The sequence below is a fragment of the Variovorax trehalosi genome, assembly GCF_051216415.1.
In the GTDB taxonomy this organism is placed as follows: domain Bacteria; phylum Pseudomonadota; class Gammaproteobacteria; order Burkholderiales; family Burkholderiaceae_C; genus Variovorax.
In genome coordinates this window covers 170,174-194,108 of record NZ_JBPJZG010000006.1, presented here as the reverse complement: position 1 = coordinate 194,108, position 23,935 = coordinate 170,174, and the positions used below count along the sequence as shown (strand labels likewise).

Below are 23,935 nucleotides of genomic sequence, written 5' to 3'. Positions count from 1 at the left end.
ATCAGATCAGGACATCGCTGCTGTCCTGCGAGGCCGTCAGACCAGCGATGCGGCCTGCAGCTCTTTCTTCAGGTAGGCGTAGTACAGCGGTGCCGCCACCAGCCCGGCCGGCCCGAACACCGCCTCGGCCACGAACATCACCGCGAGCAGTTCCCACACGCTCATCTGCGTGCGGGCGCCGACCACCTTGGCGTTGATCACGTACTCGGCCTTGTGGATCACGATCAGGAAGATCAGGCAGGCGGCCGCCGTCATCGGCGACACCGACAGCCCCACCAGCGTGATCACCGAATTGCAGACCAGGTTGCCCACGATCGGCACCAGCCCGGCCAGGAAGGTGAGGGTGATGAGCGCCGGCGTGTAGGGCAGGTGCGCTCCCCACAGCGGCATCAGGAACAGCAGGAAGATGGCGGTCAGCAGCGTGTTGAAGGCCGCGATCCAGAACTGGGCGGCCACGATCTGGGCGAAGGCCTCGCCGAAGGTCTCCACGCGCTGGTGCAATTGCTCGGCCAGGGGCTTGCGCCGCAGCGGTGCGACTGCCACGGCGGCCAGGCTGCCGACTATCAGCCCCACATAGGAAAAGAGCAGCCCGTGCAGCCAGGCGCGCCCCGCCATCGCAAGCGAGCCGGCCTGCGCACGCAGGTAGTTGGCGATCACGCGCTGGATCTCGGCCGCCCCTTCGGGCAGGTAGGTCGCGATGTCGGGCGGCAGCTTGGAGCGCAGCTCGAGCACCGTGCGTGCGGTGTAGTCGAGCAGTTCGCGGTACTGGTCGGGCGCATCGACGATGTACTCGCGCGCCTGCGACAGTCCCAGCGTGACCAGCGCGGCCGGGGCCAGCAGCACCACGATCACCGCCAGCACCCCGGCCCAGCCGCCGGCGCTCGCGCGCATGGCCGGAATGCGCAGCAGGCCCTTTTCGAGCAGGCGGGCGAGCCAGCGCGTGACCAGGAAGCCGATGCATACGCAGATCAGGCCTGGCAGCAGGTGCTCCCACATCACGAGCATCAGCGCGCCCAGCATCAGCAGGTAGCTGGCGAGCATCACGCCGCGCGAGGCCGTGGACCGGACGATGGGCGCCGCGGGTGCGGCGGCGGTGAAGGTGGGTTGTGGCTTCTTGGCCATCCGGGGTTCGGGTGCGCTGCTCGGGGTGGTTGCGGGGTCTTGGGGAATCAGCCGACGACCACTGCGGCGCCTGCGCCGCGCTCTGCGATGACGCCGATCTCGTGCACCTTTTCACCCGAGGCGCGCAACGTGGCGGCGCAGGCGGCGGCCTCGGCCGCATCGATGACCACGACCATGCCGATGCCGTTGTTGAAGGTCCGGTTCATCTCGATGTCGTCGATGCCGGCGACCTTCTGCAGCCAGGCGAAGAGCTCGGTCTGCGGCCAACTGCCCTTCTTGAGGTGGGCGGCGGTGCCTTCGGGGAGCACGCGCGGAATGTTCTCGAGCAGGCCGCCGCCGGTGATGTGGGCGAGCGCCTTGATCGGGTGCTTGGCCAGCGCCTCGAGCACCGGCTTCACATAGAGGTGGGTAGGCTCCATGACGGCTTCGCGGAAGGGTTTGCCGTCGAGCGTGGCGGGCAGGTCGGCGCCAGCCCGTTCGATCACCTTGCGCACCAGGCTGAAACCGTTGGAATGCACGCCGGCCGAAGCCAGGCCAAGCACCACGTCGCCGGGCTTCACGTTCTGGCCGGTGAGGATCTTCGATTTTTCGACCGCGCCGACCGCGAAGCCCGCCAGGTCGTACTCGCCGGCCGGGTACATGCCGGGCATTTCGGCGGTTTCGCCGCCGATGAGCGCACAGCCCGAGAGCTCGCAGCCGCGGGCGATGCCGCCGACGACTGCCGCTGCGGTGTCCACGTCCAGCTTGCCGCAGGCGAAGTAATCGAGGAAGAAGAGCGGCTCGGCGCCCTGCACCAGCACGTCGTTGACGCTCATGGCCACCAGGTCGATGCCGACGGTGTCGTGCATGTTCCACTCGAAAGCCAGCTTGAGCTTGGTGCCCACGCCGTCGGTGCCGCTCACCAGCACCGGCTCCTTGTAGCGCTTGGGCACCTCGAACAGGGCGCCGAAACCGCCGATGCCGGCCAGCACGCCTTCGCGCATGGTCTTCTTGGCCAGGGGCTTGATACGGTCGACCAGCGCATCGCCGGCATCGATATCGACACCGGCATCCTTGTAGCTGAGCGGGGTGGGCGTAGGGGAAGTCATGGGTGTGCGAAAGCGAACAAGAGAGCCCACAAGAGGCGGGGTGGTAGAGGCGCCGGCAACCGCAGCGGCCGGGCCGATAGAATTCCTGTTGATTTTAAGGGCCCCAGCGGCCCCCTCCATGAACCTTCCCGGGATGAAACAGCTCGCGCTCGATATCGGCATTGCGACGGGCCCCAGCTTCGACGCCTTTTTTGCCGGCCCCAACGAGGCGGCGCTGCGCCACCTGCAAGTGTGGGTGGGCAGCGCCGGCAGCCCTGCGCTGCACTCGCCGGTGCCTACCTATCTTTGGGGCGAAGGCGGCAGTGGCAAGACCCATCTGCTCGAATCGGTGCGTGTCGCACTGCGCGAGCAGGGCGCGAGCGTGGGCTGGCTGCACGCGGGCCTGCTGGAGCCGCCCGAGTTCGACGAGCGCTGGGGCGCCGTGCTGCTCGACGACGTGCACCTCTACACCGCCGTGCAACAGCACGCGGCCTTCAACTGGTTCGTCAACGCCCAGACCCTGCAGCGCGGCGTGGTCGCCGCCGGTGCCCTGCCGCCGGCCGACCTGCCGCTGCGCGAGGACCTGCGCACCCGCCTCGGGTGGGGTCATGTGTTCCACCTGCAGGTGCTGAGCGAAACCGAACGCCGCGCGGTGTTGCGCCAGGCCGCCGATGCGCGCGGCGTGATGCTGTCCGACGACGTGCTCGACTTCATGCTGCACCGCTTCAGCCGCGACCTCGGCAGCCTGATGGAGCTGCTCACCCAGCTCGACGGCTACGCCCTCCAGACACAACGCGCGATCACCATCCCGTTGATCCGATCCATGCTCGAAAACGAATAAGAAGAGCTTTCACAACCAATGATCAAGAAATTCATCGACAAGCTGCTGGGCAAATCCGCCGGCAGCGCACAGGGCAAGAGCCGCTTCGGCAAGCGCCAGGAGGTGCCGGCAGAGGTTCACAAGATCGATCCGGCCCTGGTCGACGAACGCGCGAAGAACGTGGTCACCACGCTCCAGCAGGCGGGCTACGAGGCGTACGTGGTGGGCGGCGCGGTGCGCGACCTGCTGCTGGGCCTGCGCCCCAAGGACTTCGACGTGGCCACCAACGCCACGCCCGAGCAGGTCAAGTCGCTGTTCCGCCGCGCCTTCATCATCGGGCGGCGCTTTCGCATCGTGCACGTGGTGTACGGCCGGGGCCGCGAACACGAGGTGATCGAGGTCTCGACCTTCCGCGCCTACATGGACAGCGCCGCCGCCGAGCAGGTGGCCGGCAACGAGCGCACCAGCAAGGGCGAGCTCGCGAGCATGAAGCACGCCGTGGACGCCAGCGGCCGCGTGTTGCGCGACAACGTCTGGGGTCCGCAGGAAGAAGACGCGGCGCGCCGCGACTTCACCGTCAACGCCATGTACTACGACCCGGCCAACCAGGTGGTGGTCGACTATCACAACGGCATCAAGGACGCCCAGAAGCTCACGCTGCGCATGATCGGCGACCCGGTCACGCGCTACCGCGAAGACCCAGTGCGCATCATTCGCGCGATCCGCTTCTCGGCCAAGCTTGCGGCGCTGGGCTTCAAGATGGAAGCCAAGACCGCCGCACCGCTGATCGAGTCGAGCAAGCTCTTGGCCGACGTGCCGCAAAGCCGCATGTTCGACGAAATGCTCAAGCTCCTGCAGACCGGCCATGCCATCGCCACGGTCGAGCAACTGCGCAAGCTCGGGCTCGCCACCGGCATCTATCCGCTGCTGGACGTGGTGGTCGAGCGCGCCGACCAGCCGTTCGTGAAGGCCGCCCTGCAGGACACCGACCGCCGCGTCGGCGAAGGCAAGCCCGTGGCGCCCAGCTTCCTGCTGGCCTGCGTGCTCTGGGCCGACGTGCGCGACGGCTGGGCCCAGCGCCAGGAAGGCCGGCACGGCCAGCGCCCGCAGGCGCCGTTCCCGGCGCTGCAGGATGCGATCGACGACGTGTTCAATTCCCGCATCGGCGACGTGTCGGGCCGCGGCAAGCTGGCCGCCGACATGCGCGAGATCTGGATGATGCAGCCGCGCTTCGACAAGCGCACCGGCTCCACGCCCTACAGCCTGGTCGAGCAGGCGCGCTTTCGCGCCGCCTTCGACTTCATGCGCCTGCGCGCCGATGTGGGCGAGGTCAGCGAGGCGATTGCCGAGTGGTGGCAGGAATTCAGCACCGCCGACGACGTGCGCCGTCAGGACCTGCTCGAGCAGGTGCGCGACGAGCAGAAGACCCGCCAGCGCGTGCGTGTCCGCGAGACGCCTCCGCCGCCGAAGCCCCGCAGCGAGCCGGCCGGCCGGCAGCGCCAGGGTGAGGCCCAGAATTCTGAGGCAGACGAAGAAGTCGAAGTCGAGGCCGGCGCCGTGCCGCCCGATGGCGAGGCTCCCGCAGCGCGCAAGCGCCGGCGCCGCCGCAAACCCCGTACCGGTGGCGGTGGTGGTGAGGGCGGCGGGAGCGCCGCAGGCGAATGAGCGCGTCCGACCAGCCGAAGGACGGCAAGAAGAACCCCAAGGCCAGTGACAAGGCCAAGGCCGCACCGCCGCGTGCGGGCGGTGCCAGGCCCGCGCCGGCCGGTGCCAGGAAGGGGCCACCCAGTGGCCCTCCCGCACGCCGTGCGCCCACCCGCGCCCCAACGAGTCGCCCCCGTGGTCCGCGCGAGGACTACCCGACGGTGCAGGCCTTCGTCGCCATCGGCGCCAACCTGGGCGATGCCGAAGCCTCGGTGAAGGCCGCCATGGCCGCCATCGGCGCGCTGCAACGCACCACGGTGACCGCCCGTTCGTCGCTCTACCGCAGCGAGCCGGTGGATGCCGAAGGCCCCGATTTCGTCAACGCCGTGGTGGCCGTGCGCACCGGCCTGGATGCCGAGCAATTCCTCGTGGCATTGCAGCGCCTGGAGACGCAGGCCGGCCGCGAAAGGCCGTTCCCCAATGCGCCGCGCACGCTCGATCTCGACCTGCTGATGCACGGCAACTCGGTGATCGACACACCGACGCTGACCCTGCCGCATCCCCGCATGCGCGAGCGCGCCTTCGTGCTGAAGCCGCTCGCGGAGATCGCCCCCGACAAGGTGCCGCGCGCGGCGCTGGCACGCGTCACGGGGCAGGTGGTCAAGCGCATCGTCTGAAGACAGGGCCCAAGGCCGTGCTGCTCTACGTCCTCGATCTCGCCGGCGTGGCGGTTTTCGCGGTCAGTGGGGCGCTGGGGGCCGGCCATGCGGGCCTCGACTGGCTGGGCGTGGTGGTGATCGCCTCGGTGACCGCGGTGGGCGGCGGCACGCTGCGCGACCTGCTGCTCGACCGGCATCCGGTGTTCTGGATCCGCGACACCCGCTATGTCTACGTGATCCTGGCGGCGGTGGCGCTCACGATCGCCTGGGTGCATCTGCTGCCGATGCCCGAGCACGCCCTGGCGCTGGCCGATGCGCTCGGGCTGGCGCTGTTCGCCATCACCGGAGCGCAAATTGCGGAAGAGAGACGCCTGCCGGCCGCCATCGTGATCTTGGTCGGCACCATGACCGGCGCGGCCGGCGGCTTGCTGCGCGACGTGTTCACCGCCCGCGTCCCGCTGCTGCTGAGCAGCGGCATCTACGGTTCCGCGGCCATCGCGGGCATCGCCGCCTACCTGCTGCTGCAAGCCGCCCGGATGCCCCGGCGCTGGGCTTTCCACGCGGGCGTGCTGCTGATCGTGGCGCTCCGGATGGGGGGAATCTATGGCGGCTGGCACCTGCCGGTATTGCGGCTGCCGGGCTGAATCGCGGGCATTCCGGCGGTCCTGAAAAGCAGGCTGGTCCGGGCGCGGTCGTCGCTCCCGTTAAACTTCGCCGGTTTTTTCATGAAGGCGTCATCAAGTTGTGATTGGCGCACCCCAGGAGTTTCCATGTTCGGCAAGCTGCTGCCCCGCGAGGGCAATTTCTTCGAGATGTTCAACCAGCACGCCGAGCGCATCGTGGAGGCGGCGAGGGCTTTCGAGCAACTCGTTGCCAACTACAGCGACGTGCATCTGCGGGAGCAGTACAACCGCGACGTCGACAACGCCGAGCGCGCCGCCGACCGCGTGACGCACGACGTCAACCGGCTGATCCACAAGACCTTCATCACGCCCATCGACCGCGAGCAGATCCACAAGCTCATCAACACGATGGACGATGTGGCCGACCTGATCCAGGACTCGGCCGAGACCATGGCGCTGTACGACGTGCGCCACATGACAGACGAGATCGTGCGCCTGACGGCCCTGAGCGTGAAGTGCTGCGACCGCCTGAAGGACGCCGTCAAGTTCCTCGGCAAGATCGCTGATCCGGCCGTGGCCGAGGCCGTGCTCAAGACCTGCGAGGAAATCGACCGCCTCGAATCGGACGCCGACCGCGTGATGCGCAGCGCCATGAGCAAGCTCTTCCGCGAGGAGCCCGATGTGCGCGAGGTGATCAAGCTCAAGGCGATCTACGAGCTGCTCGAGACGATCACCGACAAGTGCGAGGACGTGGCCAACGTGATCGAGGGCATCGTCCTCGAGAATTCCTGAGCGGGTAGCAACCGATGGCAACGGTTCAGGTCGCCCTCTGGGTGGTGATAGTGCTGGTCGCGCTGGCGATCCTGTTCGACTTCATGAACGGGTTCCACGACGCCGCCAATTCGATCGCGACGGTGGTCTCCACCGGTGTGCTCAAGCCCGGACAGGCCGTGGTGTTCGCGGCGTTCTTCAACCTGATCGCGATCTTCATCTTCCATCTGAGCGTGGCGGCCACGGTGGGCAAGGGCATCGCCCAGCCCGGGGTGGTCGACGTGCATGTGGTGTTCGGCGCGCTCATCGGCGCCATCAGCTGGAACCTGGTGACCTGGTACTACGGCATCCCGAGCAGTTCGTCGCACGCGCTGATCGGCGGCATCGTGGGCGCGGTGATCGCCAAGACCGGCACGACGGGCCTCGTGGCCTCGGGCATCTGGAAGACGGTTGCATTCATCTTCGTGTCGCCGCTGCTGGGCTTCCTGCTGGGCTCGATGATGATGATCGTGGTGGCCTGGGGCTTCCGGCGCGCCACGCCGTCGCGGGTGGACCGCTGGTTCCGGCGACTGCAGCTGGTTTCGGCCGGCGCCTACAGCCTGGGCCACGGCGGCAACGACGCGCAAAAGACCATCGGCATCATCTGGATGCTGCTGATCGCCACCGGCTACGCCTCGGCCGGCGACGCGGCGCCGCCGAGCTGGGTGATCATCAGTTGCTATGCCGCGATCGCGCTGGGCACCATGTTCGGCGGCTGGCGCATCGTGAAGACGATGGGCCAGAAGATCACCAAGTTGAAGCCCGTGGGCGGCTTCTGCGCCGAAACCGGCGGCGCGCTGACGCTGTTCCTGGCAACGGCGCTGGGCATTCCGGTATCGACCACCCACACCATCACCGGCGCCATCGTCGGCGTGGGCTCCACGCAGCGCGCGAGCGCGGTGCGCTGGGGCGTGGCGGGGAACATCGTGTGGGCGTGGATCTTCACGATCCCCGCTTCGGCCTTCGTGGCCGCGATCGCCTACTGGGTCAGCATGCAGCTGTTCTGAGGCCGGACGCCTACTGGGATATCTTTCGGCCTTCTTCGATCTGGTGCTCGAAGTAGCGCTGGAAGCTGAACACGATGCTGGCCATCAGGATCGTGCTGCCGAAGAAGAGCGACAACACCACGGCGCCGATCGTGAACCAGTTCGTCTGGCCGGGCGCGGCGTCCGACGGGGCGCTGGTGTTGAAGCGGGCATTCCACTTCTCGGGCGCCATCAGGCCGTAGACGATCGCCGTCAGCGCACAGCCGGCGATGGTGAAGCCGAGCAGCGGAATCAGCGCCCAGCTCAGGCCGTCGTCCACGCCGTACATGCGCACGCGCTCGATGCCGTAGAGGCCGAGCGCGGTCGGAATCGGCAGCAGCCAGCCCAACAAGTCGCCCATGCCGCGCAGGTAGAAGCGGTGCAGCCCCAGAGGGCCGCCGAGGAAGGAGAGCCACGCTGCGGTAGTTTTGTTTTTCATTCGGGTTTGGTCGTGCTGCCTTCGCCGAGCACCTTTTCCATCAGGACCACGTCGCGCCATTCGCCGAACTTCCAGCCGCAGTCCTTGAGCACGCCCACGTGCGTGAAGCCCTGGCTGCGATGCACGCCGACAGAGCCGGCATTGGCCGAGTCGCCGATCACCGCGATCAGCTTGCGTACGCCGACCGCTTCCGCGGCCTGCGAGAGCGCCGCCAGCAGCATGGCGCCCAGACCCTTGCCGCGTGCTGACTCGGCCATGTAGATCGAGTCTTCCGCCGAAAAGCGGTAGGCCGGGCGTGGCTTGAACCAGTTGCAGTAGGCAAAACCCAGCACTTCGCCATCTTCCTCGGCAACCAGGTAGGGCAGGTTCTTGCCCAGCACGTCGGCGCGGCGCGCGGCCATGTCGGCGGCCGAAGGCGCCTCGGTCTCGAAGGTGCCCGTGCCGTGCAGCACATGGTGGGCGTAGATGGCCGTGATGGCCGCGACGTCGTCGTCGCGGCTGGGGCGGATGGAGAGGGTCATGGGTGAAAAAGAGACGGCGCGAGGCCGAAAATTCGGAGAAAACGCGTAGCGGGCTATAATCGCAGGCTTTTCAGCGTGTCGCTGGCCGGGTGGCCATGTCGCGTGTCTCGACGCTGGAAGAACATTGTGAGCGGGCCTCTTTCTCATCCAACTGGCTCGCTGACCACCCAAGGATAAATCATGGTCGTCATTCGACTCTCCCGCGGCGGCTCCAAAGGCCGTCCGTTCTTCAACATCGTCGTGTCGGACAAGCGCGTTCGCCGCGATGGCCGTTTCATCGAGCGCCTGGGTTTCTACAACCCGACCGCCAAGGAAAACGAAGAAAGCATCCGCATTGCCCAGGATCGCCTGACCTACTGGAAGAGCGTTGGCGCCCAAGCCTCGCCCACGGTCCTGCGCCTGATCAAGCAAGCTGCAGCCGCAGCCCCCAAGGCGGCAGCCTAAGCCGTCCCGCACGGCGATGTTGCCCGCACTCGAAGCCGCCGAATTGCCGGCGGATGCGATCGAGGTAGGACGCATCGCCGATGCATGGGGCATCAAGGGCTGGTTCAAGGTCCTGCCCCACAGCGCCCAGCCCGAGGCGCTTTTTTCTTCCAAGCGCTGGTTCCTGCAGGCTCCCGGAGCCTCGGCGAACGCCGCTTTCCGGCTCGCGATCCGCGAAGCCAAAGAACATTCCGACTGCATCGTCGCCTCGTCCGAGGATGTGCCTGACCGCAATGCGGCCGAGGCCCTGCGCGGCGCACGCGTGTTCGTGCCGCGCTCGAGCTTTCCAACGGCCGGCGACGACGAGTACTACTGGGTCGACCTGATCGGCCTTTCGGTCGTCAACCGCGAAGGCGTGACGCTCGGCACGGTGCGCGAGTTGCTCGCCACCGGCCCGCAGACCACGCTTGTGCTCACCGCCGAAGAAGACGGCAAGACCGTCGAGCGCATGGTGCCCTTCGTCTCGGTCTTCGTCGACAAGGTCGATTTGCCCGGCCGTCTCATCACGGTCGACTGGCAGCCCGAGTTCTGACCCCGGGCCGCGCACGCATGCGCTTCGACGTCCTCACGCTCTTTCCCGAACTGTTCGCGCCTTTCATGGCCAGCGGCGTGACGCGTCGCGCCTACGAGTCGAAGCAGGTCGAGGTCGTGCTCTGGAATCCGCGTGATTTCGCGCAGGGCAACTACAAGCGCGTGGATGACCGGCCCTTCGGCGGCGGCCCCGGCATGGTGATGATGGCCGAGCCGCTGGCGGCCTGCCTCGATGCGGCGCTGGCCGCGCGCGGGGCGGAAGCGCCGGTCGTGCTGTTTTCGCCCATCGGCGAGGCGTTGCGCCACGCGGCGGTCGAGAAGTGGTCGGCCAGTGAAGGCGCGGTGCTGGTCTGCGGCCGCTACGAAGGCATCGACCAGCGCTTCATCGACGCGAGGGTCACCCATCAGATCAGCCTCGGCGACTTCGTCCTCTCCGGCGGCGAGATCGCGGCCATGGCGCTGCTCGACGCCGTGGCGCGGCTGCAGCCCGGTGTGCTCGGCGACGAGGCGAGCCACGTGCAGGACAGCTTCAACCCCGCGCTCGACGGCCTGCTCGACTGCCCGCACTACACCCGGCCCGAGCAGTGGAACGGGCAGGGCGTTCCAGCGCCTTTGCTATCGGGCCACCATGCGCAGATCGAGCGCTGGCGCCGCGACCAGCGGCTGGCCATGACGGCCGCCCGGCGTCCCGATCTCATCGACGCCGCCCGCGCTGCCGGTCGCCTGGACAAGGCCGATGAGATGGCGCTGAAAAAAAAGCTATAATCTCGGGCTCCCCGATCCTCTGCCCGGCCGCGCCTGGCCTTCTGCCCACCCCCGGGTGACAGATACCAACGGCGCCTTTTGTGTAGCCCGACACGATCGAATATCAGGAAATCATGAACCTCATCGAAACCCTCGAGCAGGAAGAAATCGCCCGCCTCGGCAAGAAGATCCCCGATTTCATGCCCGGTGACACGGTCATCGTCAGTGTGAGCGTCGTCGAAGGCACCCGCAAGCGCGTGCAGGCCTACGAAGGCGTCGTGATCGCCAAGCGCAATCGCGGCCTCAACAGCGGCTTCACCGTGCGCAAGATCTCCAGCGGCGAAGGCGTGGAACGTACGTTCCAGACCTACAGCCCGCTGATCGCCGGCATCGAAGTCAAGCGTCGTGGCGATGTGCGCCGCGCCAAGCTCTACTACCTGCGCGATCGCAGTGGCCGTTCGGCACGCATCAAGGAAAAGCTGCCGGGCAAGTCGCAAGCAGCAGCGGCCGCCAAGTAAGCCGTTCTCCTGCATTGCAAAAAGCCGCCGCTCTGGCGGCTTTTTGCGTTGTTGCTCCTGCTCGAAGACAACTTTTCGTTTTTCCGCTCTACTTCTTCCTTCCGGCTCCGGTACTTTTCATCTCTTGACCTCCTCATCCACTTCCCCGCAGGACGCCTCCCTCGAACCCGTCAACGCCGTGGCGCCGTCCACGCTGCCGCCATTCGATCCGCGCAAGGCGCCTTTCGCGGTGAGGAACGATGGGCTGCCGGCCGTGCCGCCCGCGCAGTTGACGGCGCAGGCCCTGCGGGCGCGTTTCGAGACGCCGCCGGTCTGGACGCCCGAGCTGCGCCGCGAGCCGCGAATGACGGAGCGGGCACCTGCCCAGGCCGCCGTGCTTGTTCCGATCGTGCAACGCCCGCAAGGCGCGACCGTGCTGTTGACCGAGCGCACCGCGCACCTCTCGACCCATTCGGGGCAGGTGGCATTTCCGGGTGGCCGTGTCGACCCCGAAGACGCGAACCTCGCGGCCGCCGCGTTGCGCGAGGCCTGGGAAGAGGTCGGCCTTTCGGCGCAATACATCGAGGTGCTCGGCAACCTGCCGACCTACACGACGGTCACGTCCTTCATCGTGACGCCGGTGGTTGCGCTGGTGCAGCCCGGCTTCGAACTCACCATCAATCCCTACGAAGTCGCCGATGCCTTCGAAGTGCCGCTCGCGTGGCTGATGGACCCGGCCAATCACCGCCACCACACCGTGCCCGCACCCGACGGCACCAAGCGCCAGTGGTACTCGATGCCCTACCAGGATGGCGCCGACGAGCGCTTCGTCTGGGGCGCCACCGCCGGCATGCTGCGCAATCTTTACCGTTTCCTGAGCGCCTGAATCCCTCCTGAACCTGCGGGCTCTCTCGCTATCATCGAAGGATGAGCTTCTTTGCCATCCTGTGCGCGTTGCTGATCGAGCAAGTGAGGCCGCTGGGCCCTCACAACCCCGTGTACGGCACCGTTCTCGCGTGGACCCGCTGGACCAGCCGCAATTTCGATGCGGGCAAGCCCCATCACGGATGGATCGCCTGGGGGCTCGCCGTCTTCGTGCCCACGCTCGTGGCCCTCGGCGTGCATTGGCTGCTGGTGCTCACGCTGGGGCTGCCGTTCGCGGTGCTCTGGAGCATCGCGGTGCTCTATGTCACGCTGGGCTTTCGGCAGTTCAGCCACCACTTCACCGACATCCGCGACGCGCTCGACGAGGGCGACGAGCCGCTCGCGCGCTCGCTGCTTGCGCATTGGCAGGGCGTCGATGCCGCCGAGTTGAAGCGCAGCGAGATCGTGCGCCATGTGATCGAGCATTCGGTCATCGCCGCGCACCGCCACGTGTTCGGCGTGCTGGCGTGGTTCTCGGTGCTCGCCGCCATCGGCCTTGGACCGGCCGGCGCGGTGTTCTATCGCATGAGCGAATTCGTCGCGCGCTACTGGGCCCACAAGAACGGCGCGGCGGTGCAACCGTCGAGCGCCTCGGTGCAGCAGGCCGCCGAGAGCGCCTGGCACGGCATCGACTGGCTGCCCGCGCGCATCACGGCGCTGGGCTTCGCGGTGGTCGGCAGTTTCGAGGAAGCCATCGATTGCTGGCGCAACGACGCCCGGCGCTTTCCGAACGAGAACGACGGCGTGATCCTCGCGGCCACCTCCGGCGCGGTCAATGTGCGCCTGGGGGGCGGTTCGCTGAGCCCCATTCCGGTTACCGACCCGCTGCCACGTGCGCAGGCCGGTGAATCCGTGATCGATGGCCGCAGGCCCGACAGCGGCAGCACGCCGGGGCGCGAGCCCGAGCCCGGGCACCTGCGCAGCGTGGTCGGCCTCGTCTGGCGCTCGGTCGTGATGTGGATGGTGCTGCTGGCGTTGTTGACGCTCGCCCGTTTGCTCGGCTGAGCGGCGCGATATGACCTCCGCAGTGCCGGCCTTCTGGAGCCCGCGCATCGGCGCGCTCGAGCCCTACGTGCCCGGCGAGCAGCCGCGCATCGCGAACCTCGTCAAGCTCAACACCAACGAGAACCCGTATCCGCCGTCGCCGCTGGCCGTCGATGCGATCCAGCAGGCCGCTGCGAACGGGTTGGAGCGCTACCCCGACCCCACTTCTCTCGCGTTGCGCGAAGCGGTGGCGCGGCGACACGGCCTGACGGTCGACCAGGTGTTCGCGGGCAACGGCTCGGACGAGGTGCTGGCGCACGCCTTCTTCGCCTTCTTCCAACAGGCCGAGCCCTTGCTGATGCCCGACGTGAGCTACAGCTTCTACAAGGTCTATGCGCAGCTCTACGGCATTGCCTGCGAGCTGCAACCGGTCGATGAGGGCCTGCGCATCGACGTCGAAGCCGTGGCGGCGCGTGCACGCGGCGGATGCTCGGGCATCGTGATCGCCAATCCGAATGCGCCCACGGGCATCGGGCTGCCGCTCTCGCAGATCGAACGGCTGCTCGCAGCGTGTCCCGATCGCGTGGTGCTCGTGGACGAGGCGTATGTCGATTTCGGCGGCGAGAGCGCATTGCCGCTCATCGACAAATATCCGAACCTGCTGGTGGTGCAGACCCTCTCCAAGTCGCGTTCGCTCGCCGGCCTGCGTGTCGGCTTCGCCTGCGGCCAGCAGCACCTGATCGACGCCTTGGTGCGCGTCAAGGACAGCTTCAATTCCTACCCGCTCGACCGGCTGGCCACGGCGGGTGCCGTGGCGGCGCTGGAGGACGAGGCGTGGTTCGCCACCACGCGAGACAAGATCGTCGATACGCGCGAAGGGCTCAGCCTTCAGCTCGAAGACCTGGGCTTCGAGGTGTTGCCTTCACAGACCAACTTCGTGTTCGCACGCCATCCGCAACGCGATGCGGCCGAGTTGGCCGCGTTGCTGCGCGAGCGCGCGGTGCTGGTGCGGCATTTCAGGCAGCCGCGCATCGCGCAGTACCTGCGCATCAGCATCGGCACGCGCGAGCAGTGCAGCGCGCTGGTGCAGGCGCTGCAAGCCATCCTGGACGCTCAGTAGCGCGTCTGGCTCAACTCGGCGAACAGTTCGCCGTAGATTTTGTAGCGCGATGCGCTGATCGGACCTGCGTGCGTCGGTGTCTCGACGTTCGAGATCACGCCGCAGCCGGGTTCGTGCAGGTGGGTGCAGTTGTAGAACTTGCAGTCCCCCGTGTGCTCGGCGATGTCGGGCATCAACCCGGCGAGCTGCATCGGCTCGATGTGATTCAGGCCGAATTCCTGGAAGCCCGGCGAGTCGATCAGGCCGGTGGTGCGCGCTTCGTCGATCCAGTACCAGGTGGTGCTCGTGGTCGTGTGCTTGCCGGAATTCAGCGCCTGCGAGATCTCCTGGGTCAGCACCGTCGCACCCGGCACCAGCAAATTGGTCAGCGTGCTCTTGCCCGAGCCGGAAGGGCCGAGCACGAGGGTGGACTTGCCGGAGAGCAGCTTCATCAGCGATGCGTAGTCCGCTTCGCCCGATGCCTTGAGCGACAGAGGCAGCACGCCATGGTGCATGCGGCGGTAGGGCGCCAGCTTGGTCCAGGCGCGCTCAAAGGGCTCGACGAGGTCGCTCTTGTTGAGCGCGATGATCGGCGTGATGCGCTCGGCTTCCGCCGCGATCAGCGCACGCGCCAGTTGATGCTCGGAAAACTCCGGCTCGGCCGCGATCAGGATCAGCACATGGTCGAGATTGGCCGCGAACGACTTGGTCCGGATCTCGTCCTGCCGGTAGAAGAGATTGCGTCGCGGCAGCACCTCTTCGATGGTGCCTTCGTCCTCGGTGGCCTGCCAGCGCACGCGGTCGCCGACCACGGCCTGGCTCTTCTTGCCGCGTGGGCGGCAGATCAACCGCTCGCCTGCGGGCGTTTCGACGAGGCAGTGACGCCCATGGCTGGCAACGACGAGGCCGTCGTGTTGCGCCTTCCCTGTGTTGTGCGCAGCGGGGGTGAAGGCGGCGCGGCCCGGCTTAGCCACAGGCGTGTTTCCTCACGCGGCGGGGCTCGCGACGAGCGCGTCGGCCTGCCGCGCGCAATCGAAATCGGTGACCGACAGGCCGTTCACGTCGTGCGTGTTGAAGCGCACGACGCAGCGGTTGTAGTGCACCGACAGGTCGGGGTGATGGTCCTGCGTGTGCGCCACGAGCGCCAGCGCGTTCACGAAGGCGATGGTCTCGAAGTAGTTGGCGAAGGTGAAGGTCTTCTCGATGGCCACATCGGCGCCGTCGCCGGTGAGCTTCCAGCCGTCGAGCTTGGCGAGGCCGGAGACGATTTCGGTGGCGCTCAGTGCCTGGCGGGGAGGGAGGTTCTTCCAGTCCTTGGATTTGAACATGCTGCTCATAAGGGGGCTCTGCTGAAGGGTGAGGTGGTTGATCACGCCGCGGTCATGCGCGCAAGGCGCTCGGAGGCGGGCGGATGGGAGTAGTAGAACTTGACGAACACCGGATCGGGCGTGAGCGTCGATGCGTTGTCCTGGTAGAGCTTGAGCAGGGCGGCGGAAAGGTCGGCGCCGCTGGTCTGCGCGACGGCGTAGGCATCGGCCTCGAACTCGTGCTTACGCGAGAGGCGCGCCGGCAACGGCGCCACGAAGAAGCCGAACACCGGCACCGCGAGCATGAACAGCAGCAGGGCCAGCGCGCTGTTAGGGGCGGTGGGGGACATGTTCGGCTGCACGCCCAGGCCGGTATAGAACCAGACCTGCGTCGAGACCCAGCCCAGCAGCGCAAAGCCGGCAAGGCTCAGCGCGAACATTGCGACGAGCCGCTTCACGATGTGCCGGTGCTTGAAGTGGCCGAGTTCGTGCGCGAGCACGGCTTCCACTTCGCCGGCGTTGAGCTGGCGCAGCAGCGTGTCGTAGAACACGACGCGCTTGCTCGCGCCGAAGCCGGTGAAGTACGCGTTCGCATGCGCGCTGCGGGTGCTGCCGTCCATCACGAACAGCCCCTTGGCTGCGAAGCCGCAGCGTTTCATCAATGCTGTGACGCGGGCCTTCAGCGTGGGGTCGTCCAGCGGCTTGAACTTGTTGAAGAGCGGGGCGATGAAGGTCGGGTAGATCAGCATCAGCAGCAGGTTGAAGCCCATCCAGGCGGCCCAGGCCCAGAGCCACCAGAGCGTGCCGGCCGCGCCCATGAGCCAGAGGATCAGCGCCGCGATCGGCAGGCCGATCAGCGCGCCGAGCAGCGTCGACTTGACGGTGTCGGCCAGCCAGAGCTTCCAGGTCATCTTGTTGAAGCCGAAGCGCTCCTCGAGCCGGAAGGTCTGCCACAGCGTGAATGGCAGCTCGAGCAGTCCGCCGATGGCCGCGAAGGCGGCGAGCAGCACCAGTTGCTGCACCATGCCGCCACCGAGCCCCATCAGCAGCAGCTTGTTCAGCACGTCGAGCCCGCCGAGCAGCGTCCAGCCGAGCAGCAGCGCCGCGCTCCAGGCCATCTCGACCAGGCCGAAGCGGGCCTTGGCGATCGTATAGTCGGCCGCCTTCTGGTGGGCTGCGAGCGTGATGGTCTGCGCGAAAGCTTCCGGCACGGTGCCGCGGTGCTGTGCGACATGGCGCACCTGCCGGGAAGCGAGCCAGAACTTCACGAGCAGGCCTGCAACGAGCGCCGCCGCGAAGGCGATGGTGAAGATGAGCGAATAGGACATGGAGCGGCGAGTTTAGTCCCCGATAAATCGGGGCGCAGGCCTTGGGCGACAATCCTTCGATGCCCGAATCCCTTGACCCGACGCCCCCCGCAGCCGTGCCCACCCTGAAGAAAAGCGACCAGAACCTGGTCTGGCTGGACTGCGAGATGAGCGGCCTCGACCCCGAGAAAGAGTTCCTGCTCGAGATCGCCGTGGTCGTCACCGGCCCCGACCTCACGCCCCGCATCGACGGCCCCGTGCTCGTTATTCATCAGAGCGACGCCGTGCTCGATGCCATGGACGCCTGGAACAAGGGCACCCACGGCCGCAGTGGCCTGATCGACAAGGTCAAGGCCTCCACACTGGACGAGGCGGCGGCCGAGCAGCAATTGCTGGAATTCATCGCCAAGTACATCCCCCGCAGCGGCTCGCCGATGTGCGGCAACACCATCGGGCAGGACCGGCGCTTCCTGGTCAAGTTCATGCCCAAGCTGGAGGCGTACTTCCACTACCGCAATCTCGACGTCAGCACCCTCAAGGAACTGGCCAAGCGCTGGAAGCCCTCGGCCTACAGCGCCTTCAAGAAACAGCAGGCGCATACAGCGCTGGCCGACGTGCACGAGTCCATCGAGGAGCTCGCCCATTACCGGGAAACCTTCCTTCGCCTGACCGATTGACAAGGGATTAGGTAAAAACCCGAAGCCGTGCCATAATCGCAGGCTTCGCTGATTTGCATTTGTCATAGGACACAGATCAGCGTCTCTTGCATCTCCCTATCTTGCACACCGCGCCCGATCGCATTCGCTGATCAAAAAGGGCCGCAGCCTCAGGCGTTAGCCGGAAGCTGAATGTCGTTGGATGGTTGATGTTTTTAACCACCAACGGGGCGCCGCCTACGGCAGCGCTTGCGTTTGAGATTGATATCTACATGACCGACGCTTTTGAAGCGCAGGGCGAGTTCGCGCCTGTGCAATCCGCTACCAACAACGAATTCACCGCCGCTGTGGACACTGTGTCCGAAGCGCCGATCCTCGAGGCGCTCGATGCAGCTGCCCCCGAGATCGCCGCGGTCGAACAGGAACCCAGCCTGCCCAACGGTTTCATCCGCCTGGGCCTCGCACCCGAACTGATCGCCGCCGTGGCCGACCTGGGCTTCACCCAGCCGACCACCGTGCAAGACAAGGTGATCCCGCTCGCCATGGGCGGCGAAGCCGGCCAGGACGGCAAGGCCCGTTTCGTCGACCTGATGGTCTCGAGCCAGACCGGGTCGGGCAAGACCGCAGCCTTCCTGCTGCCCGTGCTGCACACCCTCCTGAAGCGCCAGGCCGAAGCCGAAGCGGAAGCCAAGGCCGAGTTCCAGCGCCTCGCCGCCGAAGCCGCTGCCCGCGGTGAAGCTGCGCCGAAGAAGCCCAAGCGCAAGGACCCGACCAACGCCCGCCACTTCAAGGCCGCCACCCCCGGCGCCCTGATCCTGTGCCCGACGCGCGAGCTGGCTCAGCAAGTCGCGCACGACGCCATCGAACTGGTCCGCCATTGCCGCGGCCTGCGCATCGCCAACGTGGTGGGCGGCATGCCTTACCAATTGCAGATCGCCAAGCTGCAGAACGCCGACCTCGTGGTTGCCACGCCTGGCCGTCTGCTCGACCTGCAACGCTCGCAGCAACTCAAGCTCGATCAGGTCAAGTTCCTGGTGGTCGACGAAGCCGACCGCATGCTCGACCTGGGCTTCTCCGACGACCTGGCCGAAGTCAACCAGCTCACCATCGAGCGCCAGCAAACGATGATGTTCAGCGCCACCTTCGCGCCGCGCATCCAGCAACTGGCCCAGCGCGTCATGCGCGAGCCGCAGCGCATCACCATCGACAGCCCGCAGGAAAAGCACGTCAACATCAAGCAATCGCTGTACTGGGCCGACAACAGCCAGCACAAGCGCAAGCTGCTCGACCACTGGCTGCGTGACACCAGCATCAACCAGGCGATCGTGTTCGCCAGCACGCAAGTCGAGTGCGACGGCCTCGCCAACGACCTGCAGCAAGAAGGCTTCAGCGCCGTGGCGCTGCATGGCGCCCTGAGCCAGGGCCTGCGCAATCGCCGCCTGATGGCGCTGCGCCAGGGCCAGGTGCAGATCCTGGTGGCGACCGACGTTGCCGCCCGTGGCATCGACGTGCCGACCATCACCCACGTCTTCAACTTCGGCCTGCCAATGAAGGCCGAGGACTACACCCACCGCATCGGCCGCACCGGCCGTGCAGGCCGCGATGGCCTGGCCATCACGTTTGCCGAGTTCCGCGATCGCCGCAAGATCATGGACATCGAGCAATACAGCCGCCAACAGTTCAAGGCTGAAGTGGTTGCCGGTCTCGAGCCGCAACAGCGCATGCCGCAATCGCGCCCCCCGATGGGCGAGTACCGCGGTGGCCGTGGAGACAACCAGTCGCGCGACCGCAAGTTTGGCAGTGGCGGTGCAGGCGGCGGCGGTGGCTATCGCGGCAACAACGGCGGCGGCTACGCCGGCTCCAGCGGCTTCAACGACCGCAATGCACGCGGCCCGGCCCAAGGCCAAGGCCCGCGTGGCTTCCAGGGCGGCAACAACGCCGGCTTCGGCGGCGGTCGTGACGACGGCGGCAACAACGGCGGTGGCGCAGGCTACGGCCGCAAGCCGGGCTGGGGCGACAGCGCCCCGCGCAGCGGCCACGGCCAGGGTCACCACGTTGGTGGTCGCGGCGACGGCGGCTTCGCGCCCCGTGAAGGCTTCGCACCCCGCGAAGGTTTCGCTCCGCGTGGCAATGGCGCAGGCCATGGCGGCCCGGGCAAGGTCTTCGTGCCCCGCGACGCACAAAAGCGTGCGTTCAAGCCCTCGCGCTGATCCATTGCAGAGCGGCCGACCGGTCGCTTCGCCCCAAAAGAAAGCCCGCGCTTCGCAAGAAGCGCGGGCTTTTTCATTGCGGGTTTCCGAGGGGGCGGCTGTCGCGGTATTTGATTGACATCTGAATCGATGAAAAGTAATGTAATAGCGCATTACTCCCCGGTCCGCGCCGCGGCTGCCGGTTCATCGACATCTGCTTTTCAAATTTCCGAACATGAAAATTGCGATTCTTGGCGGTGGTCACGGTGCCTATGCAGCCGCCGCGGACCTGTCCGAAGCCGGTCACGAGGTGCGCCTGTGGCGTCGCGATGCCGCGGCGCTCGCGCCGGTCGTGCAAGCCGGCGTGATCACGCTGAAGGATGCCGATGGCGCACGCGAAGTGGCGCTCGCACTTGCGACCGCCGACATCGCCGCGGCGCTCAAGGGTGCCGAGTTGATCGTCATCCCCACCCCTGCCATCGCCCAGCACGACATCGCGCTCGCCATGGCACCGCACCTCGTCGACGGCCAGGTCGTCTTCCTGCCGCCGGGCACCTTCGGCAGCTACGTGATGGCGCGCTCAGTGAAGGGGGCCGGCAATCACGCCGACGTGGCCTGGGCCGAGACCGGCACCTTGCCCTACCTCGCGCGCAAGCACGGCGAGCGCGAAGTGAACGTCACGATCAGGGCGATCCGCCTGCCGACCGGCGTCTACCCGGCGCGCAAGGAGGCCGAGGCGATCGAGGTGATCCGCAAGGCCTATCCAGCCGTGCACGGCTGCGGCGATGCGCTCTCGGGCGCGCTGATGAACGCCGGCCCGGTCATCCACCCGCCGCTGATGGTGATGAACGCCGCCCCGCTGCAGCACTTCGAGCGCTGGGACATCCACAACGAGGGCACCCAGCGCGCGGTGCGGGACGTGACCGACCGGCTCGACCGCGAGCGCATGGCCGTGCGCGAAGCCTTCGGCCAGGGCACGCCGCACTATCCGCTGGCCGACCACTACAACAACGACCAGTGGATGTATGGCGACGCGCACAAGCAGCTCGTCAAGTCGGGCGACTGGCGCGAGAACATCGACCTGCATACGCACCGCTACATCACCGAAGACACCGAACTCGGCCTGGCCTTCCTCGCTTCGGCCGCGCGCCATGCGGGCGTGGACGCCCCCATCGCGCACGGCCTGCTGGCTATCGTCGGCGGCTTTCTCGGCCGCGACCTGCGCCACGGCCCGCGCACTTTCGAGAGCCTGGGCCTTGCCGATCTGAGCGCGGCGCAGCTCAAGCAGAGGCTGCACGATGGCGAATGAGTGCGCGCTGCCTCGCTTCGCGGCAGTCGGCGCCGGCCGCATGGGGCGCGGCATCGCGATCGCGTTCGCGTATGCCGGTCACCGCATCTCGTTGATCGATCTGCGCCCACGCAGCGACGACGCGTGGCTGCGCCTTCGCGACGAAGCGAAGTCGGAGATCGAAGCCAGCCTCGCAGGCCTCGCGCAACTCGGCGTGATCGATGCGGCGCAGATCCAGCCCATCGCCGCGCGCGTGGACTTCGTGAATGCCGCAGCCGCCCCGCAGGCGCTCGCCGTCGCCGAGCTGGTGTTCGAAGGCGTCCCCGAAACTTTGGAAGCCAAGCGCGAGGCCTTCGAGCACCTCAACCGCCATTGCCGCGATGACGCGATCCTCACCTCGACCACCAGCAGCATCCTCGTGACGCAGCTTGCGGCGCTGGTGCGCCTGCCCGAGCGTTTTCTCAACATGCACTGGCTCAACCCGGCGTATGTGATCCCCGTGGTGGAACTGAGCTGCCACCCCGGCACCGATGCCGCCGTGCTCGCGCGCACCAAGGCGCTGATGGAAGAGATCGGCAAGCTGCCCGTGGTCTGCGGTGCCTCGCCCGGCTACATCGTGCCGCGCCTGCAGGCGCTGGTGATGAACGAGGCGGCCCGCATGATCGAGGAGGGCGTCGCCACCGCTGAGGAAATCGACAAGGCGACGCGCTACGGCCTGGGCCTTCGCTTCGCTGCGCTCGGCGTGGTCGAGTTCATCGACTTCGGTGGTTGCGACATCCTGCACCACGCGAGCCGCGAGATGTCGGCCTCGATCGACAAGGGCCGCTACACCGCGCCGGCCATCGTCGATCGCATGGTCGCGGAAGGGCGCCTCGGCCTCAAGAGCGGCAGCGGCTTCTACGACTACGAGGGCCGCGACATCGCCGCGTACCGACGCGACGTGCTCTCGCGCACGCTCGGTGAGCTGAAGCATGCAGGCCTATGGCGCGCCGCCGCCACCGAGACGCTGTCATGACGATTCGCCGTGCTTTCGCCGACCTGTCGGTGGGGCAGGTGCACTACGCGGTGTGCGGCGATGCGGATGCGCCGGCCGTGCTGCTGCTGCACCAGTCGCCGCGCAGCTGGGTCGAGTACCGCGAGGTGCTTCCGCTGATCAGCGCGCGTTACCGCGCCATCGCGATGGACACGGCAGGCTTCGGCGATTCCTCGGACGGCGGCGTGCCCGCGAGCATCGGACAATGGGCGAGTGTGGCGTGCGAACTGCTCGATGTGTTGGGCATCCGGCAGGCCGACGTCGTGGGCCATCACACGGGCGGCGTCGTCGCGATCGAACTGGCGGCTGCGTTTCCGGATCGCGTGCGTGGCCTGGTGCTGTCGTCCATGCCATACACCGACGAGCCCTTTCGCATCGCGCGCGCGCAGCGACCGCCTATCGACGAGGTCACGCCGAGCGAAGACGGAAGTCATCTCGCTGCGCTGTGGCAAAAGCGCCAGGGCTTCTATCCGGTGGGACGACCAGAGTTGCTCGAAGCCTTCGTGCTCGATGCGTTGAAGGTCGGCCATCGCGTGGAAGAGGGCCATCGCGCCGTCGCGTCCTACCGCATGGAAGACCGCATCGGCCGCGTGACGCAGCCTGTGCTCATCATTCGCGCCACCGACGATCCGTTCGCCGCACCGCATGCCGCCGAACTGCAGCATCATCTGCCGCAAGCGCGCATCGTCGACATCGAAGGCGGCATGGTGCCGCTGCCAGACCAGATGCCTGAAGCCTTCGCGCAGACCGTGACCGACTTTCTTTCCACGCTGCCATGAAAGCCATCCGTATCCATGGTTTCGATGCAGTGCCCGTGCTGGAGGAGGTGGCCGATCCCGTCGCGCGCCCCGGCCGCACCATCGTGCGCATGCAGGCCGCCACGGTCGGTCACATCGACCGTACGGTGTGGCGCGGCAGCTTCCTGCGGCATCCGCCGCTGCCCTACACGCCGGGCGTGGAAGCCGCGGGCATCGTCGTCGCGAGCGGGCGCTACGAGATCGGACAACGCGTGTGGCTGCGCGGCAGCGGCCTGGGTACCCTGTTCGACGGCACATGGTGCGAGCAGATCGATGCGCCCGACGAAGCGCTCGGCCTCTTGCCCGATGCGTTGCCGATGACGCTCGGCGCTGCGTTCTTCTCGCCTACCACGTCGGCGTGGGTGGCGCTGCATGAAGTCGCAAAGCTGCAGGCTGGAGAGCAAGTCCGTGTGACGGGTGCGAGCGGTGCGGTGGGTTCTCTCGCCATGCAACTTGCGCGCGATGCAGGGTGCATCGTGACGCCGGTCGATCCGAACATCGCACCCACAACCGCCAGCGCCGACCTGCTCATCGACACGGTGGGTGGCCATGTCCTCGCAGCGTCTCTGCCTGCTGTGCGGCCCGGCGGTCGCGCGGTGCTGATCGGCTACACCGCAGGCTCCACGCTGCAGCTCGACATTGCGCACTTCCTGCAGCGCGACGTTGCGCTGCTGCCGCTCAACATGTTCCGGCGAGAGGCGGCGGGTCGCGCCGCGGCGCCCGAGTTGCTCGCGCGATTGGCCGACGGCCGTCTGCATCTCGAAGTGCAGCGCTTTCCGTTGGCCGACGCCGCCGTTGCGCTCGAATGGATCGCGCAACGCGGCCATCGCGGCCGCGCGGTGCTCGTGCCCTAGACGGCCTCAGTCCTCTTCCGGGTCGGACTCCTCGAGCGGCACATGCACGTGCAGTTCGATCATCCGCCGCAATGTCTGCTTGAGTTCCTCGGCCCGCCGCAGGCCGAAGGGTTCGAGCACGCGCCGCTCGTGCTCGCGGGCGAGTTCCATCAGGTGCTCGACAGCCTTCAGCCCCTTGCGCGTGATGCGCACCAGCGTGATGCGGCGGTCACTTTCATGGGGCAGGCGCTCCACCTGTCCGCGCGATTCCATGCGGTCCAGCAGGCGTGTCACCGTCGGCTGTTTGGTCACGGTCACCTGCGCGAGCTGACCGATGCTGATCGCCTCGCTGCCGGCGAGCGACGCCATCACGCGCCACTCCGACACCGAGAAACCTTGCTGCCGTGCCACCTCGTGGAACTCCGAAGAGATCAGCTGGCTGGCCTGCGCGAGCAGTGCCGGCAGGTAGTCGTCGACGAAGCGATGCGATTCGGTTGGTAGGTCTTGTTCAGCCATGAAGGCACCTCACAGCC

The 23,935-nt window shown here is 67.1% G+C and carries 27 protein-coding genes; 19 read left to right on the top strand and 8 right to left on the bottom strand.

The window, feature by feature from the left end; all coding sequences use genetic code 11:
• Positions 1-36: 36 nt before the first annotated feature.
• Positions 37-1,122 (bottom strand): AI-2E family transporter, encoded by a 1,086-nt coding sequence (locus ACSFA7_RS22930; RefSeq protein ID WP_435501494.1) that lies wholly within the window; start codon positions 1,120-1,122, stop codon positions 37-39.
• A gap of 47 nt (positions 1,123-1,169) precedes the next feature.
• The gene (gene purM, locus ACSFA7_RS22925; protein WP_435501493.1) at positions 1,170-2,210 is read right to left on the bottom strand and encodes a phosphoribosylformylglycinamidine cyclo-ligase; all 1,041 of its coding nucleotides are present in this window, start codon (positions 2,208-2,210) and stop codon (positions 1,170-1,172) included.
• A 133-nt stretch (positions 2,211-2,343) separates the two neighbouring features.
• On the opposite strand from purM, the gene hda reads away from it, so the two are divergent.
• The 6 genes from hda (at position 2,344) to ACSFA7_RS22895 (ending at position 7,752) form a co-directional block, all read left to right on the top strand.
• Positions 2,344-3,030: a DnaA regulatory inactivator Hda gene (gene hda, locus ACSFA7_RS22920; protein ID WP_041942819.1), complete on the top strand. Its 687-nt coding sequence runs from the start codon at positions 2,344-2,346 to the stop codon at positions 3,028-3,030.
• Between the two features lie 18 nt (positions 3,031-3,048).
• On the top strand, positions 3,049-4,674 hold the full coding sequence (pcnB, locus tag ACSFA7_RS22915) for a polynucleotide adenylyltransferase PcnB (protein ID WP_435501492.1): 1,626 nt from the start codon (positions 3,049-3,051) through the stop codon (positions 4,672-4,674).
• Positions 4,671-5,330: a 2-amino-4-hydroxy-6-hydroxymethyldihydropteridine diphosphokinase gene (gene folK, locus ACSFA7_RS22910; protein WP_435501491.1), complete on the top strand. Its 660-nt coding sequence runs from the start codon at positions 4,671-4,673 to the stop codon at positions 5,328-5,330. The genes pcnB and folK overlap by 4 nt, the downstream gene beginning before the upstream one ends.
• Before the next feature lie 17 nt (positions 5,331-5,347).
• Positions 5,348-5,956 (top strand): trimeric intracellular cation channel family protein, encoded by a 609-nt coding sequence (locus tag ACSFA7_RS22905; RefSeq protein WP_435501490.1) that lies wholly within the window; start codon positions 5,348-5,350, stop codon positions 5,954-5,956.
• Between the two features lie 126 nt (positions 5,957-6,082).
• The gene (locus ACSFA7_RS22900; RefSeq protein WP_124463399.1) at positions 6,083-6,727 is read left to right on the top strand and encodes a DUF47 domain-containing protein; all 645 of its coding nucleotides are present in this window, start codon (positions 6,083-6,085) and stop codon (positions 6,725-6,727) included.
• Between the two features lie 14 nt (positions 6,728-6,741).
• On the top strand, positions 6,742-7,752 hold the full coding sequence (locus ACSFA7_RS22895; RefSeq protein ID WP_435501489.1) for an inorganic phosphate transporter: 1,011 nt from the start codon (positions 6,742-6,744) through the stop codon (positions 7,750-7,752).
• A gap of 10 nt (positions 7,753-7,762) precedes the next feature.
• Here ACSFA7_RS22895 and ACSFA7_RS22890 read toward each other — a convergent pair whose 3' ends face one another.
• The gene (locus ACSFA7_RS22890) at positions 7,763-8,209 is read right to left on the bottom strand and encodes a TM2 domain-containing protein (protein ID WP_435501488.1); all 447 of its coding nucleotides are present in this window, start codon (positions 8,207-8,209) and stop codon (positions 7,763-7,765) included.
• Positions 8,206-8,730, bottom strand: coding sequence for a GNAT family N-acetyltransferase (locus ACSFA7_RS22885; RefSeq protein ID WP_435501487.1), 525 nt, complete (start codon positions 8,728-8,730; stop codon positions 8,206-8,208). Before ACSFA7_RS22885 ends, ACSFA7_RS22890 begins: the two co-directional genes overlap by 4 nt.
• Positions 8,731-8,910: 180 nt before the next feature.
• Between ACSFA7_RS22885 and rpsP the strand changes: the two genes are divergently transcribed.
• The 7 genes from rpsP to hisC all read left to right on the top strand — a co-directional run bounded on the left by rpsP (position 8,911) and on the right by hisC (position 14,013).
• Positions 8,911-9,174 (top strand): 30S ribosomal protein S16, encoded by a 264-nt coding sequence (gene rpsP, locus ACSFA7_RS22880; RefSeq protein WP_013540078.1) that lies wholly within the window; start codon positions 8,911-8,913, stop codon positions 9,172-9,174.
• A 16-nt stretch (positions 9,175-9,190) separates the two neighbouring features.
• Positions 9,191-9,745 (top strand): ribosome maturation factor RimM, encoded by a 555-nt coding sequence (gene rimM, locus ACSFA7_RS22875; protein ID WP_206177868.1) that lies wholly within the window; start codon positions 9,191-9,193, stop codon positions 9,743-9,745.
• A gap of 17 nt (positions 9,746-9,762) precedes the next feature.
• Positions 9,763-10,509 (top strand): tRNA (guanosine(37)-N1)-methyltransferase TrmD, encoded by a 747-nt coding sequence (gene trmD / locus ACSFA7_RS22870; RefSeq protein WP_435501486.1) that lies wholly within the window; start codon positions 9,763-9,765, stop codon positions 10,507-10,509.
• A gap of 113 nt (positions 10,510-10,622) precedes the next feature.
• Positions 10,623-11,006 (top strand): 50S ribosomal protein L19, encoded by a 384-nt coding sequence (rplS, locus tag ACSFA7_RS22865; RefSeq protein ID WP_042582524.1) that lies wholly within the window; start codon positions 10,623-10,625, stop codon positions 11,004-11,006.
• Between the two features lie 124 nt (positions 11,007-11,130).
• Positions 11,131-11,871, top strand: coding sequence for a CoA pyrophosphatase (locus ACSFA7_RS22860; protein WP_435501485.1), 741 nt, complete (start codon positions 11,131-11,133; stop codon positions 11,869-11,871).
• A 41-nt stretch (positions 11,872-11,912) separates the two neighbouring features.
• On the top strand, positions 11,913-12,914 hold the full coding sequence (locus tag ACSFA7_RS22855) for a CobD/CbiB family protein (RefSeq protein ID WP_435501484.1): 1,002 nt from the start codon (positions 11,913-11,915) through the stop codon (positions 12,912-12,914).
• 10 nt (positions 12,915-12,924) lie between these two features.
• The gene (gene hisC / locus ACSFA7_RS22850; protein WP_435501483.1) at positions 12,925-14,013 is read left to right on the top strand and encodes a histidinol-phosphate transaminase; all 1,089 of its coding nucleotides are present in this window, start codon (positions 12,925-12,927) and stop codon (positions 14,011-14,013) included.
• Here the strand turns inward: hisC and rsgA are convergent.
• The 3 genes from rsgA to ACSFA7_RS22835 are packed head-to-tail and all read right to left on the bottom strand — an operon-like array spanning position 14,007 to position 16,627.
• Positions 14,007-14,966: a ribosome small subunit-dependent GTPase A gene (rsgA, locus tag ACSFA7_RS22845; RefSeq protein WP_435501482.1), complete on the bottom strand. Its 960-nt coding sequence runs from the start codon at positions 14,964-14,966 to the stop codon at positions 14,007-14,009. The two genes, hisC and rsgA, sit on opposite strands and share 7 nt — an antisense overlap.
• Before the next feature lie 12 nt (positions 14,967-14,978).
• On the bottom strand, positions 14,979-15,329 hold the full coding sequence (locus tag ACSFA7_RS22840) for a 4a-hydroxytetrahydrobiopterin dehydratase (RefSeq protein ID WP_435501481.1): 351 nt from the start codon (positions 15,327-15,329) through the stop codon (positions 14,979-14,981).
• A 32-nt stretch (positions 15,330-15,361) separates the two neighbouring features.
• Positions 15,362-16,627, bottom strand: coding sequence for a M48 family metallopeptidase (locus ACSFA7_RS22835; RefSeq protein WP_435501480.1), 1,266 nt, complete (start codon positions 16,625-16,627; stop codon positions 15,362-15,364).
• A 59-nt stretch (positions 16,628-16,686) separates the two neighbouring features.
• On the opposite strand from ACSFA7_RS22835, the gene orn reads away from it, so the two are divergent.
• From orn to ACSFA7_RS22805, 6 genes are all read left to right on the top strand, one after another.
• Positions 16,687-17,283, top strand: a complete 597-nt coding sequence (orn, locus tag ACSFA7_RS22830) for an oligoribonuclease (RefSeq protein ID WP_206177874.1) — start codon at positions 16,687-16,689, stop codon at positions 17,281-17,283.
• Positions 17,284-17,534: 251 nt separating this feature from the next.
• Complete coding sequence (locus ACSFA7_RS22825) at positions 17,535-19,472, top strand: DEAD/DEAH box helicase (RefSeq protein WP_435501479.1); 1,938 nt, start codon at positions 17,535-17,537, stop codon at positions 19,470-19,472.
• Between the two features lie 214 nt (positions 19,473-19,686).
• On the top strand, positions 19,687-20,760 hold the full coding sequence (locus ACSFA7_RS22820) for an NAD/NADP octopine/nopaline dehydrogenase family protein (RefSeq protein ID WP_435501478.1): 1,074 nt from the start codon (positions 19,687-19,689) through the stop codon (positions 20,758-20,760).
• On the top strand, positions 20,750-21,754 hold the full coding sequence (locus ACSFA7_RS22815; RefSeq protein WP_435501477.1) for a 3-hydroxybutyryl-CoA dehydrogenase: 1,005 nt from the start codon (positions 20,750-20,752) through the stop codon (positions 21,752-21,754). The genes ACSFA7_RS22820 and ACSFA7_RS22815 overlap by 11 nt, the downstream gene beginning before the upstream one ends.
• Positions 21,751-22,551: an alpha/beta fold hydrolase gene (locus ACSFA7_RS22810; protein WP_435501476.1), complete on the top strand. Its 801-nt coding sequence runs from the start codon at positions 21,751-21,753 to the stop codon at positions 22,549-22,551. The genes ACSFA7_RS22815 and ACSFA7_RS22810 overlap by 4 nt, the downstream gene beginning before the upstream one ends.
• Positions 22,548-23,423, top strand: a complete 876-nt coding sequence (locus ACSFA7_RS22805; RefSeq protein WP_435501475.1) for a quinone oxidoreductase family protein — start codon at positions 22,548-22,550, stop codon at positions 23,421-23,423. The genes ACSFA7_RS22810 and ACSFA7_RS22805 overlap by 4 nt, the downstream gene beginning before the upstream one ends.
• A 6-nt stretch (positions 23,424-23,429) precedes the next feature.
• Here ACSFA7_RS22805 and ACSFA7_RS22800 read toward each other — a convergent pair whose 3' ends face one another.
• Entirely contained in the window at positions 23,430-23,918 is a 489-nt protein-coding gene (locus ACSFA7_RS22800; protein ID WP_435501474.1) for a MarR family winged helix-turn-helix transcriptional regulator, read from the bottom strand.
• Between the last annotated feature and the right edge of the window lie 17 nt (positions 23,919-23,935).